Raw genomic sequence first — 19,070 nt, forward strand, 5'->3', positions numbered from 1 at the left:
TCCTAAACCACAAAAGCAACTAATTAATATGTTTTTCACAGAAAAATACACCAATTAATTTAATGCGAAAACCTAATTCGTTTGACTGCGATAATCATTATCGTTTATACTGATTATATCGTTAGATTTATAATAAAAAAGTATCTCACGATACATTTTTTAAATTTTGTTAGCTAAAGGGGAAAAGCAATGGACGCGGTAATAAGACAACTAATTAACTGCAATTTATTTAATCATTTAAATTATAATGATTTGAATTCTCTTTTTTCAGATATAAATTTTACAGTTAAATCATTTAAAAAAAATGAAGTCATATTTTCTCCTCATATGAGGGCAGATACACTTGGAATAGTAATAAGTGGGAGTATTGATGTGCAAAAGATTTTTGCTAGTGGAAAATCTGTAGTTGTAAGCAGAAGATTCGAGTATGAGCTTATTGCAGATGCTTCAATTTTTGCAAAAATAGACTACTATCCTTCTACAATCACTTCATGTGAAGATAGTTTGATTTTTTTAATCAATAAAGATAATCTTATAAAACTATTTTCTAGGGATGAAAACATTATGACTAAATTTTTGGAATCTGTATCTACTAGGGTACTTAATCTAAATACCTCTATTGAAATTCTCTCTATAAATTCGGTGCCTGGAAAAATTGCATATTTCTTACTTGAAGAAAGGGAAAATCAAAATAGTGATACTATAAAGCTCAAATTCCCTAAAAAGACCTGGGCAGAGCATTTGAATGTTTCTAGACCTACCTTATCAAGAGAGCTTCGAAAAATGGAGGAGGATAATATAATATCCTTTAATAAAAGGTTTATATATCTACATAATTTGGAAAAATTAGAAGAACTGTGTTCTGTATGATGTAATAATTTTTCAAAAAAATGGAGGGGAAAATTTAATTCCCTGCTCCATTTTATTAGTTAGTCTTTGTATATACCATAGGCTTTATTTACATTTTGAACAAATAATATACCATTACCTGGCTCATTTAACTTTATTTTTTCATTAATTCTTATACATACATCATCTGTAATTTTATTTTCTACTAAAATAAGTACTATCTCTTTTTCAGGCTCTATCTCTATTGCAAATATCTTGCTGGTTTCATGAATCCCTGAACCTCTTGCATTTATTATAGTTGCGCCCTGTGCTCCTGCTTCACTAGCAGCATCAACTACATCTTCTCCTCTTCCTTTATCCACAATAACAAAAATCGAATCGTAATTTGTCATGGCTTCTCCTTCACTTTCACACTGGTATAGTTTATCAGTTTTATATTTATCAAAACCCATTATTTTAGATACATCTAAGGAAAATGCAATTCCGTGATTCTCCTTTTTAAAATTAAATTTTTCATTTGCTTTTTCTAGAAATCTACATCCAAGCTCTCTATTTGCAAGAATCAAAACTATTTCCTTTGTAGATTTGTTTAGCTCAAAGAAGCTTAAAAAGGAATTTCTTACTGTTCCAGTCCCTATAATAACAGTTCCCCCTGATATACCGCACTCTTTGGCAAAACTGATTACTTTGCTTCCCATACCATGATTCAAAATTAGTATATTAAAATCATAAATTATCATGATGACTGAGTTTCCTTTCTAATATTTTTTGTGTTTTTCACTTTAAATACAAGGCCTAGAATCTGTAGTGTAATTATAGGCATCATAGCAACCATGGCAATCATACCAAACCCATCCATTAAAAGATCTGCCTGCCAATAGCTATTTGCCGCTCCATGGGTAAATGCCAAAATAAATGTAGCAGTCATTGGTCCTGTTGCAACTCCTCCTGCATCAAAAGCTATACCAACAAAGAGCTTTGGTGCAAAAAATGTAAGCCCAGTGGCTATAATATAACCCGGAAGAAGATAATGCCACAGCCTTATATCACTTGTAAGTATTCTAACCATAGAAAGTGCTACAGCAAGCCCTACCCCGCTTGCAAGGGCAATAAGGACTGATCTTCGCTTTACATATCCTGCCGTGACTTCTTCTATCTGGTGAGTAAGTACATAAACTGCAGGCTCTGCAAGAATAGTAACTACTCCAAGTACAAATCCAATCCCTATGAGAAAGATATACCTCTCTTGTTCAACTAGATAGCTTCCTATAAATGTCCCTACCTCCATAAAACCACCATTTACTCCAATAAAAAAAAGAACTAGTCCTATAAAAGAATATGCGAAACCTACTATCATTCTCCTGTTTTTTCTCTTTCCTATAGATTTAGAAACGAAAAAAGTGATTATATAAATTACAATTAGAGGCAAAAATGCTATTAAGCTATCAGAAAATGCTGGTCTTATCTCTCTTATAAATGTGCCTATTATAGATGTCTGAGAAGCTGCATCTGTAGATAAGGTTCCTGAAAACTCATCAGCAGTGCTAAACACATCTAATATCATTACTGAAGCAATCGCTCCAACGGATGCTATTGCAACAAGTCCAAAACTATCCTTTTCAGAGGATTTACTATCCTTTTTCTTTAGAGAAATACCAAGGGAAAGAGCCAAAATAAAAGGCACAGCAAGCACTCCTGTTGTGGAACCCGATGCATCAAAGGCGATTGCTAAAAACTCTTCCGATGTAAAAAATCCAAGTATTAATACAAAAAAATATGATACATTTAGTATTATATACAGTGGTAAATCAAAGAGTATTCTTAAAAATCCTAATACCATCATACCAGCTATTCCCACTGATACAACAATCATTATTGTGTTGCTTGATATACTCCCAAGAGTGATTGTATCTATCTGGTTTGCAAGTATTAAAAGTCCAGGCTCTGCAAAGGAAATAAAAAAACCAAGTATGAGTGCTCCAGCTATAACTATCCACAACTTGTTTCTTTTTGTAATTTCTTCTCCTAGTATCTCTCCTAAGGGAGTCACTCCTAAATCTACTCCTAGTAGAAATAATGTTAAGCCAAAGGTTATTATAACAGCTCCTATTATAAATCTAAATATAAGGCTTGACCCTATAGGCACTGCTGTAAAGCTTAATAAAATAACTATCAAAGTAACCGGAAGTACCGATAAAAAAACCTCTCTCAATTTTTCATTAAATATGTTCAAATTTCTATCACATCCTTTTCCTATCTAATTAAACTCTACCCCTTTCATATGAAAATTAAACTTATCTTATATCAACTTAGTCAAGAGTTACAAGTTTAGGTTTAAAACCCTTTTTAATAGTGATAAAAATAATTTTTTATCCAAAATAAAAAGCCCTATTTCAGGAATTTTAGTTCTCCAAAATAGGACTTTTATATTTAATTCAATCTTTTCAAATCTTTAAATCAAGAAACTACTTTTCTAATAATTATTTTTTTATGTTGTAAAATGCTTTCATACCCGCGTATTGAGCAACTTCCCCAATCATTTCTTCTATTCTTATAAGCTGGTTGTATTTAGCTACTCTATCTGTTCTTGATGGAGCACCGGTTTTTATTTGTCCTGCATTTACTGCAACAACAAGATCAGCTATTGTAGTATCTTCAGTTTCTCCAGATCTATGAGATATAACTGCTGTGTATCCAGCTCTTTTTGCCATTTCTATAGCATCTAGAGTCTCTGTGATTGTTCCTATTTGGTTTAGCTTTATAAGGATAGAGTTAGCTATTCCTTTTTGTATACCTTCTTCAAGCTTCTTAGTATTTGTAACAAAAAGGTCATCTCCAACTATTTGGATTTTGCTTCCAAGCTTTTCTGTCATAAGCTTAAATCCATCCCAGTCATTTTCATCAAGTCCATCTTCAATAGATATGATTGGATACTTTGATACCATATCTTCATAGAATGCAACCATTTCTTCAGATGAAAGCTCTTTACCTTCTCCTGCAAGTACGTATTTTCCTTTTTCTTTACTATAGAATGATGATGCAGCTGCATCCATTGCAATCATTATTTCTTCTCCTGGCTTGTAGCCTGCTTTTTCTATAGCTTCAACTATAGATGAAAGAGCCTCTTCGTTTGAACCAAGGTTAGGTGCGAATCCACCTTCATCACCTACTGCAGTGTTTAGTCCTTTTCCTTTTAATACTGATTTAAGAGAGTGGAATATCTCAGCACCCATTCTTAGTGCTTCTGCCCAAGAATCAGCACCTACAGGCATTACCATGAATTCTTGTATATCCACGTTATTGTCTGCATGCTCTCCACCGTTTATTATGTTCATCATTGGAACTGGAAGAACCTTAGCATTCACTCCTCCAACGTACTGGAACAGTGGAAGTCCAAGCTCTTCAGCAGCTGCCTTAGCTACTGCCATAGATACCCCAAGGATAGCATTTGCTCCAAGTTTTCCTTTGTTGTCTGTTCCATCAAGCTCTATAAGAAGGTTGTCTATGCCTACTTGATCAAATACATTCATTCCCTCAAGCTCTGGAGCTATGATTTCATTAACGTTTTCGATTGCCTTTTGTACTCCTTTTCCAAGGTAACGTCCTTTATCTCCATCTCTAAGCTCTACAGCTTCGTATATCCCTGTTGATGCTCCTGATGGTACTGCTGCTCTTCCCATCTCTCCAGATTCTAATACTACCTCTACCTCTACAGTTGGGTTTCCTCTTGAATCAAGTATCTCTCTAGCATATACATCTGTAATAAACATAATTTGTTTCCTCCTAAGTTTTATATTATTTTAATATAACTTTTACTTCAGTATTAGTGTAGTTCCTGTCATTTCTTGTGGTTTTTCAATACTCATTAAATCAAGTATCGTAGGTGCAAAATCTGAAAGTCTACCACCTTCTCTTAGCTTTGCATCTTTTGCTGCGTCATCAACTAATACAAAGGGAACTTTATTTGTGGTATGAGCTGTAAAAGGTCCTCCATTTGCATCAAACATCTGCTCTGCATTTCCATGATCAGCAGTAACAAGAGCTACACCACCGAGCTCTCTTACTTTATCAAGTACTCTCCCAAGACATATGTCCACAGTCTCTACAGCTTTTACAGCCGCTTCAAATATTCCAGTATGTCCCACCATATCAGGGTTTGCATAGTTTAGCACTATAAGGTCTTTAGGATCATTATTTAAGTCCTCTATAAGCCTATCCGTAACTTCATAAGCAGACATTTCAGGCATTAGGTCATATGTTGAAACCTTTGGTGAAGGAACAAGAATCCTAGCTTCATTTTCGTAGGAATCTTCTCTTCCACCATTGAAGAAGAAGGTTACATGAGCGTATTTTTCTGTTTCAGCTATTCTAAGCTGACTCTTTCCTTTAGATGCTAGATACTCACCTAATGTATTTTCTAATGTCTGTGGTCTATATGCTACATCTACATTTGGCATTGATTTATCATACTCTGTAAGAGTCACATATACTGTGCTGAAAAAGTCTCTGCTAAATCCATCAAAAGTTTCATCAACTATTGCCCTTGTAAGTTCTCTTGCTCTATCTGGTCTAAAGTTAAAGAATATTACTGAATCTCCTTCTTTTAGGGGAGATGCTTCTCCTATAACAGATGGAATTATAAATTCGTCTGTAATTTTTTCGTTATAGGTTTTTTCTATGCAAGACATTGCATGCTCGAATTTTTGCCCTTCTCTATTTACTATTGCATCATAGGCAAGATTGACTCTTTCCCATCTCTTGTCTCTATCCATGGCGTAGTATCGTCCTGAGATGGTAGCTATCTTTCCTATTCCCTGCTCCTTCATATAGTCTTCTATTTCTTTTATATATCCTCTTCCGCTATCTGGATGGGTATCCCTGCCATCCATAAAGGCATGAACTAGGACATTTTTCACTCCCTCTCTTTTAGCCATAAGGATAAGTCCTTTAAGATGATCTATATGCGAGTGTACGCCTCCATCCGATAAAAGCCCCATAAAATGAAGTGCTTTCCCTTCATTTTTTGCATTATTCATAGCCTTTAAAAGATGTGGATTTTTAAATAGATTTTCTTCTTTTATTTCTTTTGTAATTCTTGTAAGTTCTTGATAAACAATTCTTCCTGCACCAATGTTTAGGTGCCCTACCTCAGAGTTTCCCATTTGTCCATCTGGAAGGCCCACATCTTCTCCCCCAGCACCGATTAAAGTATGGGGATAGTTTTCAAATATGGAGTCAAATACCGGAGTATTTGCTTGCTTTACAGCATTTCCTTTCTCTGTAGGCAGATATCCAAATCCGTCTAGTATAATTAATGCAACAGGTTTTCTCATTCTTTACTCTCCTTAAAAATTAACAAGCTCTATAAAGTCCTTAGGCTCTAAAGATGCTCCACCTACTAGTGCCCCATCTATATCACTTTGATTCATTATTTCCTCTACATTTGAAGGTTTTACACTTCCGCCATACTGGATTCTTATTTCTTCTGAGATATCTTCAGAAGATACATTTTTGATAACCTCTCTAATATAAGCTATTACTTCGTTGGCATCTTCACTTGAAGCTGTTTTTCCAGTACCTATAGCCCAGATTGGTTCGTATGCTACTACTATTTTTTTTATATCTTCATGATTAATTCCTTCAAGTCCTTTTTCAACCTGAGATTTTACTATAGATTTAGTATCTCCAGCTTCACGCTCCTCAAGGCTTTCTCCTACGCACATTATTGGAATAATGCTATGCTCTAGAGCTTTTTTCACTTTTTTATTTACAGTCTCATCTGTTTCATTGAAATACTGTCTTCGCTCTGAGTGTCCTATAATTACATAATCTATCTCAAGGTCTTTAAGCATAAGAGGAGATATCTCTCCAGTAAATGCTCCATTTTCTTCAAAATGCATATTTTGAGCTCCAACCTTTATATTTGTTCCCTTAGTTACTTCTTTTAAATCTTTGAGGATTGTGTACGGAGCGCAGATCACTGCTTCTACATCAGTTTCCTTAATGCTTCCTTTGATCTCCTCAACAAAGCTCTTTGCTTCATTTATAGTTTTATGCATCTTCCAGTTTCCTGCAATTATTGGTTTTCTCATTTCACCCTCCTTGTATAATGAATAATCTGCCTTATTTACTTTCTAATACATCTATACCAGGAAGTATTTTTCCTTCTAAGAATTCAAGAGATGCTCCTCCCCCTGTAGATATATGAGTCATTTTCTCTGCATATCCAAGCTGCTCCACAGCTGCTGCAGAGTCTCCTCCACCAATTATGGAAACTGCATCTGTATTTGCAAGTATCTCTGCAAGGGATTTTGTACCGGTTGCAAACTTAGCCATCTCAAATACTCCCATAGGTCCATTCCATATGATTGTCTTTGCAGCTTTTAGTTCATTCTCAAAAAGCTCTATTGTTTTTGTTCCTATATCAAGTCCCATAAATCCTTCAGGTATATTATCAGACTCTGTAACCATAGATTCTGAAGTTTCATTAAATTCCTTTGCAACCATATGGTCTATCGGAAGAAGAAGTTTCACTCCTTTTTCCTTAGCTTTTTCCATAAGTTCTTTAGCAAGGTCTAATTTATCATCCTCTACCATTGATGAACCTATCGCTATACCTTCAGCCTTTTTGAATGTGTATGCCATCGCCCCACCTATAATAAGTGTATCTACCTTTTCCATAAGGTTTTCTATAACTGATATCTTGTCAGAAACCTTAGCTCCACCTAGTATAGCCACAAAAGGTCTTTCAGGATTTTCAAGAGCCTTACCCATTATCGAAACTTCCTTTTCTATAAGAAAGCCCATTGCAGATGGAAGATATTCAGCTACTCCAGCTGTAGAAGAGTGAGCTCTATGGGCTGTACCGAATGCATCATTTACAAATACATCAGCTAATGAAGCCAGTTCTTTTGCAAAATCAAGATCGTTTTTAGTTTCTCCCTTTACAAATCTAACATTTTCAAGAAGAACTATATCCCCTTCACTCATTTCTGATACAAGCTTTCTTGCATTCTCTCCAACCACATTTTCATCTTCTGCAAGCTTTACTTCTTTGCCAGTAAGCTGCGAAAGTCTTTTTGCCACTGGTGCTAGGGAATATTTTGCTTCGTATTTTTTGTCTGGTCTTCCAAGGTGTGACATAAGGATTACCTTAGCACTCTTTTCAGTAAGATAGTTTATAGTCTCTAGTGCTCCCTTTATTCTTCTGTCATCCGTAATATCTCCATCTTTCATAGGAACATTAAAATCACATCTTACTATTACCTTTTTCCCAGCTACATCTATATCCTTAACACTCTTTTTATTTAACATTGACAAAGCCCATCTCTCCTTTTGCAATAAAATCCAATTTATTTAAAAAACAATTAATCTATTTCAAAATGTGAATACGATTAAAAGCCCAGCCCCTTACGGGTGCATGGGCTCTATAATTTAATATATTAGATTCCTTTTTTTACCATGTAAGCAACAAGATCTACTACTCTGCAAGAGTAACCCCACTCATTGTCATACCAAGAAACAATCTTTGCCATGTTTCCTTCCATAACCATTGTAGATTGACCATCTATTATTGAAGATCTTGAATCTTTTTTGAAGTCTATAGAAACAAGTGGCTCATCTGTGTATCCTAAGATTCCATTCATTTTTTCTGATTTAGAAGCTTCTTTAAGTGCTGCATTTATCTCTTCTGCAGTTGCACTTTCTTTAAGCTCTACAACTAGGTCAACTACAGAAACTGTAGGAGTTGGTACTCTTAGGGCAAATCCGTTTAGTTTTCCTTTTAATTGAGGAAGTACAAGAGATACTGCTTTTGCAGCTCCAGTTGTAGTAGGAATTATTGATAACGCTCCTGCTCTTGCTCTTCTAAGATCTTTATGGTTTTGATCAAGTAGTCCCTGATCGTTTGTATATGAGTGAACAGTAGTCATTAGACCTTTAACTATTCCAAATTTTTCATCTATAACCTTTGCAAATGGAGCAAGGCAGTTTGTAGTACAAGAAGCATTAGAGATTATATTATGCTCACTTGGATTGTAATTTTCTTCATTTACTCCCATAACTATAGTTACGTCTTCGTTTTTAGCAGGAGCTGATATTACTACCTTTTTAGCTCCAGCTTCTATATGCTTAGATGCACCTTCTCTATCCACAAATACTCCAGTAGACTCTACAACTACATCAATTCCTAGTTCTTTCCAAGGAAGCTTAGCTGGATCTCTATCTCCTACTATTGATATTTCAAAGCCATCAACGATAAACTTACCATCTTTAATTTCAACATCTCCATTATAGATTCCAAAGCAAGAATCATATTTGAAAAGATGTGCAAGGGAAGAAGGATCTCCCGGGTTGTTTATTGCAACTATTTCATACCCAAACTTCTCTTTTCCGCCATTTTCAAAATAAGCTCTAAGTACGTTTCTTCCTATTCTTCCAAACCCGTTGATTGCAACTTTTAACATTTGTAAAAACCTCCTTGAATAATATGAATATATATGATTATTTTTCTCCGCCTGTAAGTTTTAATAAATACTGGGCGGCACTTTCGTCTGTTACAAGTACTAGGTTGCTATTAATTCTAGCTATTGATAGTATCGCTTCTGCCTTTCTTTTTCCTCCTGCTATACCTATGATGTCCTTAAGCTCTTTATATTTGTCAAGTTTAATGCCTATAGTACTGGTTTCATGGACCTGCTCACCCTCTATATTAAAGTAGTGACCAAAGGCCTCAGATACAGCACCTTTTTTCTTTATAAGCTCAAACTCTTCAAAACTTGTTTTTCGTCTTTTAGCCATATCTTCTGCATTTCCTATGCCAAATATCAGCATGTCTATATTGTCTATGGCTTCTACAGTACTTTTTACCTGAGGAAGGCTTATTATGCTTTCAATTATACTTTTATCTATATTGTCAGGAACATGAAGGAGAGAATAATTTCCATTTAATTTTTTGGATATCATTGCAGCTATATTATTTGCTTGAATCTCAACTTCTTCTCCAAGACCTCCTCTGGCTGGAACTATAGTGACTTCTGACTGCTTTTTTGATTGAGGCAGACAGTTTGCAAAGGAATACATGGTGGTTCCTCCTGTAATTCCTATTGTCTTATGTCCTTTAATCTCTGACAAGAAATATCTCCCTGCCGCCTTTGCCATATCATTTACAAAATCTGTATCTGACTGGAGCTGCGATGGGATTATTATAGTCTTTTTTATTCCAAGTCTATTTGTAATCGACTCTTCAAGTTTACTTATACCCTTAATTTCTGAGATAAACTCCATAAGATTTTCTAATACGTCAGTACCCTCATGGGTTATTATCATTCCTGATACCTCAACATTTATGAGACCTTCAGATTTTAAAAATTCAACCTCAGACCTTACAACTCTTTCTGAAAGACCCATTTTTGCTGATAGGGTTCTTCTTCCTACAGGACCTGACATTGATATCTCTTTTAAAAGAAAATATCTTTTTTCCATAATTTCAAGTATTTCAGGCACAATTTTCCTCTGAATATCAACAAGTTTTTTCACTTTAAAACCTCCTAGAGGGACTAAAAGTGCCCGCTCTATTCATTAGCGTCCCTGTGTGAGTAAAATCATGCGGGACATTTTCAGACCGCATCAGTCTTTACCGTCCCGCTTCTAATTTAATTTTAACCTATAGAATTATATTTTTCAAGTCTATTTTTCGAAAAAATCTGCTTCTTCTAAATTTCTTTTCTAGAAGATGATGATGGAATTTGCAGTTCTTCTCTATACTTCGCAACAGTACGCCTAGATATATTTATACCCTCTTTATTGAGTAAGTCACATATTTTTTGATCACTAAGGGGCTTTTTCTTGTTTTCTTTATCTGTAAGTGCTTTTATTTTGTCCTTAACATTTAAATTAGATATCATCTCTCCTGAATCATCCATAAGACCACTTCCAAAGAAATATCTAAATTCAAATAAACCATAGGGTGTGAGCATATATTTTCCATTTACGGTTCTTGATATAGTGGATTCATGATATCCCGTCCTCTCAGCTATATCCTTTAGTATCATAGGTTTAATACTCCCTTTTCCCTTTTCAAAAAATTCATGCTGAGAATCTACAATTTCCTGTGCAACCTTTAGGATTGTATTTTTTCTTTGCTCTATGTTTTTAATAAGAAGAAGGGATTTTTGAAGCTTATCTTTTATGTATTCCTTTGCTTCTCCAGCCTCCTTATTTTTAATCATAGACTGATAAAAATTGTTTATAGTGAGCTTTGGAAGACTATCATCATTTGACCTTACAAAAAAACCTGCATTTGATTTCTCAACAACTACATCTGGAAAGACATATTTGCTGTCTTCATTATCCAGTGCTCTCGCAGGTCTTGGTTCTAGTGACCTTATTTCACCTATATATCTTCTAAGGGTATCTTCTGTTATAGAATATTTTTTACAAAGCTCCTTATATTTTTTATTTCCGATTAATCCCAAATCGTTTTTTATTATACTTTCAAGAATCTCATCATGCTTTTCATTTTCTCTTAACTGAATAATAAGACATTCCTCTATACTTCTACTTCCTATCCCTGAAGGTTCAAGACTCTGTACTGCTTGTAGGGATTTTTTCATATCCTTTAAGGATATTTCTGCATTTATGGAAGCGCTTTCAAGAGGCTCCTTAAAATAGCCATCTTTGTCAAGAGTCCTTATGATATAGCAAGCTCCTTTAAAAACATGACCAGAAATTTTTAAGAGTCTGAGCTGTCCCTCTAGATAGTCATACATATTTATCTTTTCCTTTATAAAGTTTTCAGGATTATGCTCTGAATCCTCATCCTGAACTTCATAAAGAGATTTTGAAATCTTATATGTATTCTCACTCATATCTTTAATATATTTTTCCCAGTCGATTTCATCTTTTTTTGTGGCTTCAATTGTAGGATTTTCGTTTATCTCTTCGTTTATAAGTTTTTCAAGTTCAAATCTGTTCATCTGAAGTACTTCAAGTGACTGCTTGAGCTCAGTTGTAAGTATCATCTTCTGAGTCTGATTAAGCTCTAGCCCAAAACTCATCTTCATGTTGCATTCTCCTTCTATAAGCCTATATATGAATTAGAATATTTCAAAATATAATTATAATATCATACGTATACAAACCTCTTAATTGAATTCTATCAAACTTTGAGGTTTATTGCAAAAAAATATACCGACTTTTAAGATAGTTGGTATATTTTTTGCTTGAAATTTTTCATGCGTTTTCTTCAATAAATGAATGAAAAGCATTATAGATAATAATATTTTTTTGATATAGACTATTCAATCAGTCCCTTGAGCTCCTCTTTATCAAAATGGTATTTTTTATTACAGAAATGGCATATAATTTCAGCCTTTTCATCTTCTATTATAATATCTTCTATTTCTTTATTTCCAAGGCTTATAAGCGCCTGCTCAATTCTTTCTCTACTACAATCACAAAGATATTTTATATCAATCTTATCATAAACTACAGGATCCAAATCCTTCATTATAATGTTTAGTATTTCATCTGTTGTAGCTCCCTCTTCTATAATGTGAGAAATAGAGCTTATACTACTAAGATTTTTTTCAAGAGTCTCTATGGATTCTTCCTTCGCATCTGGCATTAATTGAACTATAAATCCTCCAGCAGCTTTAATACTATAATCTACATCCACAAGAACACCTAAAGCTACTGCAGATGGTTGCTGCTCAGAATATGCAAAATATGCTGTAAGATCTTCGGCAATTTCCCCATTGACAAGTTCAAACTGTCCATTGTAAGGCTCCTTCATTCCAAGGTCCTTGATTACACTGAGTACTCCTTCACTACCTACAGCAGAGCCTACATCTAGCTTACCATCAGGTCTTAATGGAATGTTTACAACTGGATTAAAAGGATAACCCTTTACTGTTCCCTTAGAGTCAGAAACTGCAGTCAAACTTCCTATAGGTCCATTTCCTTTTACAATTACTGTTAATTTATCCTTGTCACCTTTCATCATTATTCCCATTATGCTGGTTGCAGTAAGAACTCTTCCAAACGCAGCCGAAACTACTGGGGAAGTATGATGATAGCTTCTTGCCTCTTCTACAAGACTTGTTGTATCTGCTACAAATATTCTTATAGAGCCGTCCTTTGACGCTCCTCTTAATACATGACTCAAATTTCTCTCTCCTTTATTATATAAAATCAGGTTTTATTATTTTCTACATGAAAAAAATATTCTCTGTGCATCTTCACTTATGCTTTCACTATATTTAAAGTCCGAATAAACCAAAATATTTTCAAAGCCTGCATCCTCAAGTAGCTTTATCATTTTATCTGTTTTGTGGGCTTTTTGAATATGGGATTCTTCATATCTTGCATAGTTTTTATTTTCCTTTTGAAAAATATTAATATCCATATGAACCGTTTCATCAAGTTCGTCATAAAAATTTTCCCATATGTATGCCTTATCATCCTGAGTTTCTCCGAAGGTGTTGTTTCCTAAAACAACAGATAGCTTATAAAAGCTGCTTATATCAAATACAAAGGCTCCACCCTTTTTTAGTCTATCATATATATATTTGAATATATCTTTAAGTTCATTGTTTTCTAAAATATAATTGAAGGTGTCATTTACAGCTATAACACAATCAATCTCATATATATCAAGATCTAGTTCTGTAATATCCTGACTAAGAAAAAATACTTTCGAATCATATTCAAGGGTCTTTTCCCTTGCTATCTCAAGCATCTCATCCGAGTAATCTATCCCTACTATTTCATAACCATTTTCTAAAAGCTTGAGGGTTATATTTCCAGTCCCACATCCTAGTTCAAGTATATTCTTTACATCACTACCCTGCTTTTTAATTAGATTGACTAAATATTCAAGCCACATATCATAATCTATCTCTTGCATCATATCATCGTATATCATAGGTAAATAAGTATATGCTTTCATGTAATCTCCCCTTATCTTACATATAATAATACTTATAGGAATGGATGTCCATATGTAAGATTTTTTAGAATAATCGTAAATATCTATATTTTACATCTTTTTCCTTCTCTGTTGCTTTTTGAATTTATACTTGATATAATTTCACTTGTCCAAAAGATAATACTATTTTCCCACTCCCCCTTTAGTATTTATCTTATAAAAAGGAAGAGGCATGCCTCTTCCTTTTTTGTTATCTAAAATCAGCTCATTAGATACATGTAGTTTATTATTATAAAAAATCCAACTGTAATCGCAATAGGTACATACGATAAAATAGATGGTTTTTCTATTTTAGTAGCTACTACTTCAATATAATCATTGCTTTTCCTAAGGCTTTTGATTATTGATTTTAAAAGCAGGAAAGCTATAAGAGCAACTACAGCCAGCATAGAAAGCTCAATTATCATGGAAACTGGATCCTGAAATATAGATTCTAAATCTACAGATGTCTCTGGTCCATACACAGTCACTAAAAATCCTAGTGAAGCTGCTATTGCATTGTTGGCAGTATGGGCTATTATAGCAGGCCATACTGACCTTGTAATCCTTGTAACGTATCCATAGACTATTCCAAGAATTAGAGGTCCAGCAAAATTGTATATATTGAAGTGAAACAGTGCAAATAGGATTGCACTATAAAAAATCGAATACCTATAACCATATTCCTCATTTGCCCTAAGAAAAAATCCCCTAAACAATAACTCTTCACATACTCCTGGCAAAAGAGCCAGTATCAAAAGATAATAAAAAAGCTCAGTAGTATCTGTAGCCATAGGAACCTGAGGAACATTATAATAACCAAGGTATCCCATGATATATATTATTATTAGATTGAAAAATACTGCTATAGGATAGGTTATAAATGTTATAACTATAGCTTTTTTAATGTTTTCAAAGGTAGTTTTTTTAAGTCTCAAGTAGTTAAAAGCATTTAAAAGCTTTCTTCCGCCCTCTTTTATCTTTCCATCAAGGTCTGAAAAAACCTCTGCAAATATAAAGGCTGGCAGAGCAATAATCAAAAGCTCCGTTATTATAAGCCCTGTAAATATATCTCTCATCTGGAAATATGCCCCAAATGTGAGAAAAAGAACTGCTAGAGCTAAGTATAAGGTGTTGGATAAAAGGCTTTTCATCAAATCAGAGCTCCTTATATTTCATATTTATTTAAAATTTTGATATACTGTATCCGCATCTTCCCGATTGTTTTACTTCATAAAGGCTTTTATCTGCTTCAAGTAAAAGCTCCTTTGAAGAAATTCCATTCTCTGGATAAATAGCAATCCCTATGGAGCAGCTTATTTCTATTGATTTATTTTCAATCATAAAAGGTTTTTTATAATTATTTATAATGGATTTTGCAATTTTTTCCACTTCTGATATATCAGCTAGGTTTGGAAGTATTACTATAAACTCATCCCCTGATATTCTTCCCACAAAATCACTTTTTCTGATACTCTTTTTTAGTATAGTTGAAAACAATTTCAAAACCTCGTCACCTACATGATGCCCATGGGTATCATTTATCATCTTAAGATAATCCACATCTATAAAACAAACTCCTAGCTTTTCACATGCTACCTTTGAGAGTTCTAGCCACTGCTCAAGTCTCTGCATGACAAATGTTCTATTTGGGAGTCCTGTAAGAGGATCATGCAATGCCATAAGCTTGGTTTGCTGCTCCACTTTTTTCATTTCTGTGTTTTCTATCTCAAGGTCTTGTATAAAGTTTTTCATTTTTTGAACCTTTTTGTACTGGCTACTTATATCCGATACCTGTATCAGCAAGAGCTCATTTTCTTTTAGTTTAGAAATTTGGAGATTTTGCATTACTGAATCATTTTCAGGGGTTTGAGAGTTTTGAAATAGATTTTTATGAAGTGCTCCAGATAAAAACCTAGAATTTCCCGTTTTAATTACATCTTCTATAATTTCCATATAAGACTTTTCTTTTAATTTTGGGGCATATAAAAAGATTTTCTGCCCAAGAGAATCCTCTTTACTTATATGATTTTTTTTGACCATCCATTGATTCCATGAAACTATATTCATATTAATATCTATGATTACTACTCCTATGTCTAATTTATCAATTAAATCATCTAAAAAATCATTCATCATATTCTCCTAAGATTTCATCAATTTTTCTTATTAGCATATTGAGAGATTCAAGACCAAGAGCAACTACTACCGCACCTTCTACCTGAGTTTCTTCAAGGAAAAAGCTGGTATACATTATAAGCATATAAACACTTGATTTCAAGTACATTTTTTGTTCGTTTTCAGAAACAAAAATAAGTTCTACATCTGGTATAGAAAAATCAACTTTTGTGCCAATTAGATTTGAAAATTCTCCAATTATAGAATTAAGAATCACATTACTAATTTCTTTTAAAACGTCAAAGTCTGTATCTATAAGATGAATATCCTCAGGATTATAGGAGTATGAAGTATCATATTCTCCCATACATGAATCAACTAATATCTTAGCTTTTTCTGCAGGGAATATTAACATTGCCTTCCCTGAAAAATCATCTCCAAATTTCATAGAAGAAGATACTATGTGCCCATGCTGAAAAAGAGGCCTATTGCTCTTTGTCATATTCCTCACGTCAATCACTTCTATTTCAGGAACCTTTAGAAGAACCCTTTGATTTGCCATTTCGGAAAGCATGTTTGCAGACTTCCCTATAAATACATTTATATGCTCTTTCAAAAGGTCATTTTGATCTTCATTTAACACTTTAAGCCCCCCCTAAAATATCAATTAATGTCTGGAGCTTTTCTGGGTTTAGCGGTTTATTTATTTGATGCTTTATATTTAAGGCTTCTAGCTCTTCCTTTGTTCCTTTTTGTATATCCGCAGAAATAACTATAACATTAGGGTTTTTCCCCGCATCATTAAGCTTTTTTATTAATTCCTGACCAGTCATCTCTGGCATTAAAAGGTCTGTAACAAGCCATTTGGGATTATGCTCATCCCAGCAGTCCCATACTTCTTTTCCATTTACACAGCTTATTATTTCAATATTCTCTATATTGGTTTTAATGGATTTCACTATAATATTTCTCACAAAAGAAGAATCGTCAGCCACTATTATTTTCAATTTTTATGCCTCCTGTATAGAATACTTTGAATTAATCTAATTATTACTTTATTATATCATATCCCAAAGTACAGCTTTTTAATCTTTATAAATATAACTAAAAAAAGCCCTTCATCTTTGTATTGTTTAAATAAGATGAAAGGCTTAATATATCTTTAGTCTCTGTCTTTATCTGTTACTGCAAATACATATGGAATGTTTCTATAATAATCTCCATAGTTAAGTCCATATCCTACTACAAATTTATCTTCTATAGTAAAGCCTACATAATTTGCATCTACTTCTGCTTGCCTTCTGCTCGGCTTGTCTAGTAGTACGCAACAAGCTACTGAGTTTGGTCCTTTTTCCTTTAAATGCTTCAGCACAAAGTTCATTGTAATTCCTGAATCCACTATATCATCAACTACTAAAACGTCGTACCCTTCTAAATTGTCATTTACATCAGACACTACTTTCACAGTTCCGCTAGTGCTTTCACTGTGTCCATAACTTGATGTAGTCATAAATCCTATTTTAACAGGAAGATCTATTGCTCTAACAAGGTCAGCAGTAAATACAAAGCTTCCTTTAAGTAGAGAAATTACAAAAAGTTTTTTTCCTTTGTAATCCTTTGTTATCTGCTCACCTAACTCTTTCACTCTATTTTTAATATCCTCTTCAGAACAGAGTACTTCCCATACCTTTTTATCAATATCCATTTCCTACCTCCAAACAATATTTGATGATAATTGTAAATAATAAGCATAATTTTGTCAACGACTTCTATCTACTATTCCCCTCATCTTTAAAAAATTCCTTTGCAAGCTGAGTCTTTCTTATTTCTTTTAATACCTTTAATATCTGATTTAGGGTATATTGTATGCTTACTAGAATTAAAAACAGTATAAAAATAAATGTTATTAAATAATTCATATTGAGATTCATATTATTTCTCCTTAAAATCTTTAAAACTAAACTCTCTTTACCTTTATTGTGATTATACGTGAGTATCCTATTAATATCAAGAATATAAACTTGCTTATATGAAGTATATTCCTATTGATATATTTCCTCTTTGGTGGCACAATAAAGCTATACTTTAATTAATGAAATTATATTATTTAAAATTTATATATGAGGTGATTAGATGTTTGAAAAATCCTCCAATGAACTTGCCATTAACAAACTATATATTTTGTATATTTTGTCAAAAATGGAAATTCCCCTTAGCAATAGTCAGATTATAAATATATTTATGGAAAATGATATACTGGATTATTTTTCTCTCCAGCAATATCTTCATGAACTTAAGGATGCAAACCTTGTCAGCTCTATAGAGGAAGAGGGACACTCTTTGTTTAGCATATCTCCTAAAGGAATCACGGCCCTTAAGTATTTTGAAAATAGAATCCCATCAGGTACAAAGGATTCTCTTGATGTATATGTATTTGAAAACAGAGAAAATATCCTAAGAGATAGAGAAGTAAAGGCTGAGTTTAAAAAAATCAAGGATGGAGAATTTGATGTAAAGCTTCAGATTTTGGATGGAAAGATACCTTATATAAACATAGATTTAAAGGTTCCTACAAATAAGACCGCTAAAACTATTTGTGACAACTGGAAGGAAGATGCATCTAATATATATAGCTCTATTATTGAAAGTCTGATAAATCATTCCTAGATATTGACACATGAAGTCTTATATCTCATAATGTTATTGATAAATCAAAAGTATATTCAGGAGGAAAAGAATGCTTACATATAAGACCAGCGGAGTTTGCGCTAGAGAGATAAAATTCGAAGTTGAAGATGGTAAAATTACATCAGTTGATTTTGTTGGAGGATGTCCAGGAAATCTCATTGGACTTTCAAGCCTTGTAGAAGGAATGGATGTGCAGGAGGCAATAGACAGACTTTCCGACATCAGATGTGGAAACAAAAAGACATCATGTCCAGACCAGTTTTCAAAGGCTTTAAAAAGCTTTATGGATTCATCTACTGAATCAGCTTAATTAAATAATCCAAGATTGAAACCTAGTTTATATAGTTTTAAAACTAATCCACAATATAAGGGGCTATCCGAAAATAGCCTCTTTTATTATGAAAAAAGTATTAAATTAATTCTATCTTTAGATATATTAATTCAATCA

At 33.5% G+C, this 19,070-nt stretch carries 20 protein-coding genes; 3 read left to right on the forward strand and 17 right to left on the reverse strand.

The window, feature by feature from the left end; translation table 11 throughout:
* The first annotated feature begins 189 nt into the window (after window positions 1–189).
* Entirely contained in the window at window positions 190–870 is a 681-nt protein-coding gene (locus J2Z35_RS01500) for a Crp/Fnr family transcriptional regulator (protein WP_209658647.1), read from the forward strand.
* Between the two features lie 59 nt (window positions 871–929).
* Here J2Z35_RS01500 and J2Z35_RS01505 read toward each other — a convergent pair whose 3' ends face one another.
* From J2Z35_RS01505 to J2Z35_RS01585, 17 genes are all read right to left on the reverse strand, one after another.
* Window positions 930–1,589 carry a P-II family nitrogen regulator gene (locus J2Z35_RS01505; protein WP_209658649.1) on the reverse strand — a complete coding sequence of 220 codons (660 nt, stop codon included), beginning with the start codon at window positions 1,587–1,589 and terminating at the stop codon, window positions 930–932.
* Window positions 1,586–3,082, reverse strand: coding sequence for a DUF1538 domain-containing protein (locus J2Z35_RS01510; RefSeq protein ID WP_209658651.1), 1,497 nt, complete (start codon window positions 3,080–3,082; stop codon window positions 1,586–1,588). The genes J2Z35_RS01505 and J2Z35_RS01510 overlap by 4 nt, the downstream gene beginning before the upstream one ends.
* A gap of 247 nt (window positions 3,083–3,329) precedes the next feature.
* Window positions 3,330–4,619, reverse strand: a complete 1,290-nt coding sequence (gene eno / locus J2Z35_RS01515; RefSeq protein WP_209658653.1) for a phosphopyruvate hydratase — start codon at window positions 4,617–4,619, stop codon at window positions 3,330–3,332.
* 42 nt (window positions 4,620–4,661) lie between these two features.
* Window positions 4,662–6,182 (reverse strand): 2,3-bisphosphoglycerate-independent phosphoglycerate mutase, encoded by a 1,521-nt coding sequence (gene gpmI, locus J2Z35_RS01520; protein ID WP_209658655.1) that lies wholly within the window; start codon window positions 6,180–6,182, stop codon window positions 4,662–4,664.
* A 12-nt stretch (window positions 6,183–6,194) separates the two neighbouring features.
* A complete protein-coding gene (tpiA, locus tag J2Z35_RS01525; RefSeq protein WP_209658656.1) occupies window positions 6,195–6,941 on the reverse strand; it encodes a triose-phosphate isomerase in 747 nt (248 codons plus the stop codon).
* Window positions 6,942–6,972: 31 nt separating this feature from the next.
* Window positions 6,973–8,163 (reverse strand): phosphoglycerate kinase, encoded by a 1,191-nt coding sequence (locus J2Z35_RS01530; RefSeq protein WP_209658827.1) that lies wholly within the window; start codon window positions 8,161–8,163, stop codon window positions 6,973–6,975.
* Between the two features lie 128 nt (window positions 8,164–8,291).
* Window positions 8,292–9,314: a type I glyceraldehyde-3-phosphate dehydrogenase gene (gene gap, locus J2Z35_RS01535; protein ID WP_209658658.1), complete on the reverse strand. Its 1,023-nt coding sequence runs from the start codon at window positions 9,312–9,314 to the stop codon at window positions 8,292–8,294.
* 37 nt (window positions 9,315–9,351) lie between these two features.
* Window positions 9,352–10,386, reverse strand: a complete 1,035-nt coding sequence (locus J2Z35_RS01540) for a sugar-binding transcriptional regulator (protein WP_209658660.1) — start codon at window positions 10,384–10,386, stop codon at window positions 9,352–9,354.
* A gap of 176 nt (window positions 10,387–10,562) precedes the next feature.
* Window positions 10,563–11,912: an RNA polymerase factor sigma-54 gene (gene rpoN, locus J2Z35_RS01545; RefSeq protein ID WP_209658662.1), complete on the reverse strand. Its 1,350-nt coding sequence runs from the start codon at window positions 11,910–11,912 to the stop codon at window positions 10,563–10,565.
* 233 nt (window positions 11,913–12,145) lie between these two features.
* Window positions 12,146–13,015, reverse strand: coding sequence for an Hsp33 family molecular chaperone HslO (gene hslO, locus J2Z35_RS01550; RefSeq protein ID WP_209658665.1), 870 nt, complete (start codon window positions 13,013–13,015; stop codon window positions 12,146–12,148).
* Between the two features lie 36 nt (window positions 13,016–13,051).
* The gene (locus tag J2Z35_RS01555; protein ID WP_209658668.1) at window positions 13,052–13,798 is read right to left on the reverse strand and encodes a class I SAM-dependent DNA methyltransferase; all 747 of its coding nucleotides are present in this window, start codon (window positions 13,796–13,798) and stop codon (window positions 13,052–13,054) included.
* 239 nt (window positions 13,799–14,037) lie between these two features.
* Window positions 14,038–14,970, reverse strand: a complete 933-nt coding sequence (locus J2Z35_RS01560) for a type II CAAX endopeptidase family protein (RefSeq protein WP_209658669.1) — start codon at window positions 14,968–14,970, stop codon at window positions 14,038–14,040.
* A gap of 31 nt (window positions 14,971–15,001) precedes the next feature.
* Window positions 15,002–15,952: a GGDEF domain-containing protein gene (locus J2Z35_RS01565; RefSeq protein WP_209658672.1), complete on the reverse strand. Its 951-nt coding sequence runs from the start codon at window positions 15,950–15,952 to the stop codon at window positions 15,002–15,004.
* The gene (locus J2Z35_RS01570; protein WP_209658674.1) at window positions 15,945–16,577 is read right to left on the reverse strand and encodes a chemotaxis protein CheC; all 633 of its coding nucleotides are present in this window, start codon (window positions 16,575–16,577) and stop codon (window positions 15,945–15,947) included. The genes J2Z35_RS01565 and J2Z35_RS01570 overlap by 8 nt, the downstream gene beginning before the upstream one ends.
* Window position 16,578: 1 nt before the next feature.
* Window positions 16,579–16,941 carry a response regulator gene (locus J2Z35_RS01575; protein WP_209658676.1) on the reverse strand — a complete coding sequence of 121 codons (363 nt, stop codon included), beginning with the start codon at window positions 16,939–16,941 and terminating at the stop codon, window positions 16,579–16,581.
* A gap of 155 nt (window positions 16,942–17,096) precedes the next feature.
* Entirely contained in the window at window positions 17,097–17,639 is a 543-nt protein-coding gene (gene hpt / locus J2Z35_RS01580) for a hypoxanthine phosphoribosyltransferase (RefSeq protein ID WP_209658677.1), read from the reverse strand.
* A gap of 64 nt (window positions 17,640–17,703) precedes the next feature.
* On the reverse strand, window positions 17,704–17,865 hold the full coding sequence (locus tag J2Z35_RS01585) for a hypothetical protein (RefSeq protein WP_209658838.1): 162 nt from the start codon (window positions 17,863–17,865) through the stop codon (window positions 17,704–17,706).
* Window positions 17,866–18,067: 202 nt separating this feature from the next.
* On the opposite strand from J2Z35_RS01585, the gene J2Z35_RS01590 reads away from it, so the two are divergent.
* Entirely contained in the window at window positions 18,068–18,601 is a 534-nt protein-coding gene (locus tag J2Z35_RS01590) for a DUF4364 family protein (protein WP_209658679.1), read from the forward strand.
* Between the two features lie 70 nt (window positions 18,602–18,671).
* Window positions 18,672–18,932: a TIGR03905 family TSCPD domain-containing protein gene (locus J2Z35_RS01595; protein ID WP_209658681.1), complete on the forward strand. Its 261-nt coding sequence runs from the start codon at window positions 18,672–18,674 to the stop codon at window positions 18,930–18,932.
* Window positions 18,933–19,070 lie beyond the last annotated feature (138 nt).

The sequence above is a fragment of the Acetoanaerobium pronyense genome, from assembly GCF_017874355.1.
GTDB classification, from domain to species: domain Bacteria; phylum Bacillota; class Clostridia; order Peptostreptococcales; family Filifactoraceae; genus Acetoanaerobium; species Acetoanaerobium pronyense.

Coding starts and splice junctions, on each gene's coding strand:
- J2Z35_RS01565 (WP_209658672.1), bottom strand. CDS start 15,952: ATGAATGATTTTTTAGATGATTTAATTGATAAATTAGACATAGGAGTA.
- J2Z35_RS01585 (WP_209658838.1), bottom strand. CDS start 17,865: ATGAATCTCAATATGAATTATTTAATAACATTTATTTTTATACTGTTT.
- rpoN (WP_209658662.1), bottom strand. CDS start 11,912: ATGAAGATGAGTTTTGGGCTAGAGCTTAATCAGACTCAGAAGATGATA.
- J2Z35_RS01530 (WP_209658827.1), bottom strand. CDS start 8,163: ATGTTAAATAAAAAGAGTGTTAAGGATATAGATGTAGCTGGGAAAAAG.
- J2Z35_RS01505 (WP_209658649.1), bottom strand. CDS start 1,589: ATGATAATTTATGATTTTAATATACTAATTTTGAATCATGGTATGGGA.
- J2Z35_RS01595 (WP_209658681.1), top strand. CDS start 18,672: ATGCTTACATATAAGACCAGCGGAGTTTGCGCTAGAGAGATAAAATTC.
- J2Z35_RS01590 (WP_209658679.1), top strand. CDS start 18,068: ATGTTTGAAAAATCCTCCAATGAACTTGCCATTAACAAACTATATATT.
- eno (WP_209658653.1), bottom strand. CDS start 4,619: ATGTTTATTACAGATGTATATGCTAGAGAGATACTTGATTCAAGAGGA.
- hpt (WP_209658677.1), bottom strand. CDS start 17,639: ATGGATATTGATAAAAAGGTATGGGAAGTACTCTGTTCTGAAGAGGAT.
- gap (WP_209658658.1), bottom strand. CDS start 9,314: ATGTTAAAAGTTGCAATCAACGGGTTTGGAAGAATAGGAAGAAACGTA.
- tpiA (WP_209658656.1), bottom strand. CDS start 6,941: ATGAGAAAACCAATAATTGCAGGAAACTGGAAGATGCATAAAACTATA.
- gpmI (WP_209658655.1), bottom strand. CDS start 6,182: ATGAGAAAACCTGTTGCATTAATTATACTAGACGGATTTGGATATCTG.
- J2Z35_RS01560 (WP_209658669.1), bottom strand. CDS start 14,970: ATGAAAAGCCTTTTATCCAACACCTTATACTTAGCTCTAGCAGTTCTT.
- J2Z35_RS01500 (WP_209658647.1), top strand. CDS start 190: ATGGACGCGGTAATAAGACAACTAATTAACTGCAATTTATTTAATCAT.
- J2Z35_RS01555 (WP_209658668.1), bottom strand. CDS start 13,798: ATGAAAGCATATACTTATTTACCTATGATATACGATGATATGATGCAA.